At 64.2% G+C, this 4893-nt stretch carries 3 protein-coding genes; 1 reads left to right on the top strand and 2 read right to left on the bottom strand.

From position 1 onward, the window contains the following. Positions 1–179: 179 nt before the first annotated feature. Positions 180–1502, top strand: coding sequence for a hemolysin family protein (locus tag B3B04_RS08770; RefSeq protein WP_292042025.1), 1323 nt, complete (start codon positions 180–182; stop codon positions 1500–1502). A 256-nt stretch (positions 1503–1758) separates the two neighbouring features. On the opposite strand, the gene B3B04_RS08765 is transcribed toward B3B04_RS08770, so the two are convergent. After that, on the bottom strand, positions 1759–3447 hold the full coding sequence (locus B3B04_RS08765) for an amino acid ABC transporter ATP-binding/permease protein (RefSeq protein ID WP_292042022.1): 1689 nt from the start codon (positions 3445–3447) through the stop codon (positions 1759–1761). Next, positions 3447–4893: thiol reductant ABC exporter subunit CydD (gene cydD, locus B3B04_RS08760; protein ID WP_292042019.1), on the bottom strand; the 1447-nt coding region annotated here is incomplete at its 5' end. The genes cydD and B3B04_RS08765, both read right to left, overlap by 1 nt.

The raw sequence follows: 4893 nt of genomic DNA, 5'->3' as shown, positions 1-4893 counted from the left end.
GGCGGTTCAGGCCCTTAACGGGCCTTTTGGCAGTCTTTGGGCCACATATGACGACCAAGGTCTTTGGCATTTAATACGGTGTAGCCAGAGGGTCGGTATGGTGTTTTTCGCCGCTGGGCCTTAATGTAAGAGCTGCGGATGCCGTATGATGCACCGCGTTTTGGGCTCTACCCCTTTCGATGTTGACCATCGCTATCGTCGTCGTACTGCTGCTGGTGGTATTGAACGGCATGTTCGCTATGACCGAGCTTGCGGTCGTTTCTGCTCGTAAATCTAGGCTACAGGGCCGCGCCGAGCGCGGTGATCGCGGTGCGCGCGCCGCGCTGAAGCTGGCCGAAGAACCCACACAATTTCTGTCCGCAGTGCAGGTCGGCATTACGCTGATCGGTATTTTGGCGGGTGCCTACGGTCAGGCCAGTATTGCAGGCGAGTTGGACACCATCCTCTCGGCGGCTTTTCCGGCGCTGGGTAAATACACCCAGATTATCTCGACCGGCGTGGTGGTTGTCGGCATCACCTATTTCTCCCTGATCATCGGTGAACTGGTCCCCAAACGTATTGCCCTGATCTTCCCCGAGACGGTGGCATCCAAGATGGCCGGACCGATCTCGACGCTGGCTCTGGTGATGAAGCCCTTCGTCCTGCTGCTGACGGCATCGACTTCGGGCATCCTCAAACTGATGGGCGTGAAGGACCGCGATGGTTCGGACGTCACTCAGGAAGAGGTGGAGAGCATGATCGCCGAAGGCACCTCGGCAGGCCTGATCGAGCCTGAAGAGCAGGAGATGATCGAAGAGATCCTGACCCTGGGCGACCGCGCCATTCGCGTGGCCATGACGCCGCGCCATGAAGTTTACTGGGTGTCGCTGGCCGATGACGAGGAGACGCTTCGCAAAGACATCCGCGAATGCGGCTATTCGCGCATTGTGGTCAGCCGCGACGGTGACATCGACAGCCCGCTGGGCGTGGTTCACAAGAAGGACGTGCTGGACAGCCTGTTGGATACCGGCAAGATAGACCTCGAGCCTCTGATCAATGAGCCGTCGTTCATCCCGCAATCGACCTCGATCCTGAAAGCTCTTGAGATCCTGAAAAACTCGCGCATCCACATGGCCTTTGTGGTGGACGAGTACGGCAGCTTTGAAGGCGTGGTGACCGCGACCGACCTGCTGGAAATGATTGCCGGCGACTTCAACGAAGAACACGACGAAGCCGACAACTCGATCCGTCAGCGCGAGGACGGTTCGTGGATCGTTGACGGTTCGGTGGATCTGGAAGAGCTGGAAGAGGCGCTGGGCGAAGAGTTCGGCGATCAGGACGGCTTCCACACGGTGGCCGGTCTGGTTCTGCACCACCTGTCACGTTTGCCCGAGGAAGGCGAAATCCTTCAGCTGGGCCGCTTTGAGGTGGAAGTGATCGATATGGATGACCGCCGTATCGACAAGCTGCTGTTCAAGCCCGTAACGAACCTGTCGCAGACAAGCGATAGCGGCGACGCCTAGTCCGGCTGCCATACGCGCAAACAAAAGCCCGCCAGACGAGAGGTCCGGCGGGCTTTTTTGCGCCTTTGCGAGGGGCGGTGTTTTAGTGGCTCTTCTTGCCGAGATTGCTCCAGATGGAGACGACGCCCAGCACGCCCATGAAGGCGATAAAGGCCGAGGCAATGGCGATGACAGGGAAGATAGCGGCTTCAGACATGGGTTTATCTCCTTTGATATGGAGAGTGCCTGCGTCGTCTTCGGCCTGCCTTGCGCTAGATCAAAAAGCCACGCTTTGCGACGAGGTGTTTGGCGATCGCGGGCCGTGTGTAAGCAGCGCATTCAGCAGAACGCGCCCGTTGGCATCCATGCCTGTTATCTCGGCAGTATTCCGGCACAGGGCCAGAGGCGCGCGACGGTGGCTGATCAGGATGAGGCCCTGTCCCGAAAGAGATAGTCGGCGCTCCAGACGGCGCAGGACTTCGGCCTCTGTGTCGGCATCCAGTCCCTCGGTCGGTTCATCGAGAACCATAAACGAAGCGTGGCGCAGATAGGCGCGCGCCAGACCCAGCCGACGCCGCTCACCGCCCGACAGGCCCATGCCATTCTCTTGCAGGGGCATTTTCAGCCCCAGCCCCGAGGCACGGATGCGATCGGCAATGCAGGCATCTTCAAGTGCAACCCACATCTCGTCTTCGGTCGCTTTCGGCGCGGCGAGGCGCAGATTTTCGGCGACGGTGCCGCTCAGCACTTGCGGGTGTTGGGGCGCATAGGAGAACAGGGCGCGGGCAGCGGAGGGCGGCAGGTCGGCGACATCCACTCCGCCAAGGCAGGCTTCGCCGCGGACCGGCGCGCGCAGGTGCATCAAACGTTCGATCAGCGTGGTCTTACCTGCGCCAGAACGTCCGACCAGACCTAGACGGGCGCGCGTGGACAGAGGCGGCAGGCCGGTGATGGAGACGCGCGGGGCCAAGGGCGATGACGGTGGCGGGACCTCTGCGGCCTTGCCGATCAACTGGTCCAAGCGCCCGGTAGCCCCCGCAACCGCGCCGTTCTGACGGATGGCGGTCATCAGCGTGCCGCTGGCGTCAATGGCGGCTACAGCACCAAGGATGGCCATGGCGGTGAGGGCAGGGTGTCCCCCTACGGCTGTGAAAAATACGCCCGCGACGGCCAGAGCGGTGAACAGCCCTTGAGACGCCATGATCCACGCGCCGGAAGTCGCCAGTTTATAGTGGGCAGCGTCATAGGGGGCGGCCTGCTCGACGAGGCGCTGTTGCGCCCACTGCGGCATGCCATAGGCGCGCAGTTCGGGGGCGGCGGCCATCAGGGACGACAGTTCGTCCTTCAGGCGGCCGGCCGTCGCCTGAACCTGTTGGCCTGCGGGGCGCGACAGTCGGTGTCCTATCAGGGCGGCGCAGACCATGCCGCCCGCGATACAGGCAGCCACCACGGCGGCGGTCGTCCATCCGGCGATGGCGCACAGGATCAGGCCGGTGAGGGTTGCGGCACCGGCTCCCCATGGCGCAGACAGGCGCACGAAACGGTTCTGGATCGCGTCCACATCCTGCATCAGACGGGCCGAGGCCTCGCCGCTCGACAGGGTCAGGCTGTGGGCGACCGGCGCGCGCGACAGGGCGCTGAACAACTGCGGCCGAAGCGCGGCCAGAGCGTACAGGGCGGCATCATGACTGGTGACGCGCTCGCCATAACGGCCAGCGGTGCGCAGGATGGCCGTCAGCCGGATCATGGCGCTGGGGATCATATAGTTGAAGGCCTTGGCTACCAGCACGCCGCCCATACCGGCGATGGCCGATGCGGTCAGGAACCAGCCCGAAAGGCCCAGCAGCACCACAGCCCCCACCGATACGACCACGGCGCACAGGGCGGCAGCCAGCAGGCGCGGGCGCTCGGCCTTTTCGTGAGCGCGGATAAGGGTGTGAATGTCGGTCACGGGCAGGGAAGGCATTACAGGCGCACAATCTTGTCGGCCAAGGCGGCGACAGCATCGGAATGGGTGGCAATCAGAGTGGTGCGGCCTTTGGCAGCGTGGGCGATCACCGGCAGCAGGGCTTTCTCGGAGGCCGCGTCGAGGTGGGCGGTCGGCTCGTCCAGCAGCAGCACCGGCGCGGGCTTGAGGAAGGCACGGGCCAGACCCAGACGGCGGCGCTCGCCGCCTGACAGGCCGCCGCCACGTTCATCGATCACACGGCCCATATCGCCATTCAGGCCCGCCATGGCGGCGGCTTCCAGAATCTGGCGCGTGGTGGCCTGTGGCCAAGCCAGAGCAATGTTGTCGGCCAGCGTGCCGGGCACCACCATCGGGGCCTGTCCGGCGTAGGCGATCCAGTCGGTCAGGTCGGTCTCGGGGCCAACGGGCTGGCCGTCGGCGAACAGCTGTCCGGCGGTCATGGGCGTCAGACCCAGCCACAGGTGCAGCAGGCTGGACTTGCCCGAGCCACTGGGGCCGACAAGGGCCACACTGCGGCCTGCGGGGATATCGAGGTCGAAATCCGTCAGCACCGGCGCATGCTCGGGATAGGCGATGGTGACCGACTGCATGGCCAGATGCGGGGGGGAGGCGGGTGCAGGGCGCTTTTGACGTTCTGTCGTCGGTGCGGCCTCTTCCAGCGCTTCGAGGTGCGGCGCGGCGGCCTCTGCGGCCTGACGTTCGTGATAGGCGGCAGAGAGGCGGCGCATCGGATGATAGACCTCCGGTGCCAGTGCCAGAAGGAAGAAGGCTTGTCCCAGTGTCAGGGCGTCGGGTGCCCGAAAGGGCAGGATGCGCAACAGGTTAAAGCCGCAGTAAACAGCCACCAAAGCGACGGCCAGCGCAGAGAAGAACTCCAGAATGGCCGACGAGAGGAAGGCAACTTTGAGCACCTTTGAGGTGCGCAGGGCCAGCTCGTGCGCGGCCACGCCCATGCGGCGCGTCTCGGCCCCTTCGCCCTGAAAGGCGAGGATGGTGGGCAGGGCGCGGATGCGGTCCACGAACAGGCCTGACAAGCGCTCCATGGCCTGAAACTGTTTACGGCTCTCGGCGGCAGCAGCCATCCCTGTCAGAGCCATGCCGATGACGAAAGGCAGCAGGGTGAACAGGAAGATGCCCGCCGTAAACGGGCTGACCACAGCCGCGACGGCGGTCAATAGCAGGGGCGAAACCGCCGCGGCGGTGCGGACCGGCGCAAAGCGGGCCATATAGCCGTCCAACGCATCGATACCTTCGACCGCTGCAGCCATGGCCTGTGAGTCGGACACTCGGCCCGAGAACAGACCCGCAGACAGGCGCTGGCGCAGGCCAGACTTGGTCTGGCGCGCGGCATCGGCGGCGGCGCGGGTGGCGACCAGCGACAGTGCAGCCCGAAGAGCCAGACTGCCGACGGCCAGCGCCGCACCGGGGCCTGCCATCGACAGG

The sequence above is a fragment of the Brevundimonas sp. UBA5713 genome (assembly GCF_002419815.1).
Classification (GTDB): domain Bacteria; phylum Pseudomonadota; class Alphaproteobacteria; order Caulobacterales; family Caulobacteraceae; genus Brevundimonas.
This window is presented reverse-complemented; position numbering and strand designations above follow the sequence as displayed.

Bases quoted from the DNA above. Each gene is read 5' to 3' on its own strand.
- B3B04_RS08770 (WP_292042025.1), top strand. From the start codon at position 180: ATGTTGACCATCGCTATCGTCGTCGTACTGCTGCTGGTGGTATTGAAC.
- B3B04_RS08765 (WP_292042022.1), bottom strand. From the start codon at position 3,447: ATGCCTTCCCTGCCCGTGACCGACATTCACACCCTTATCCGCGCTCAC.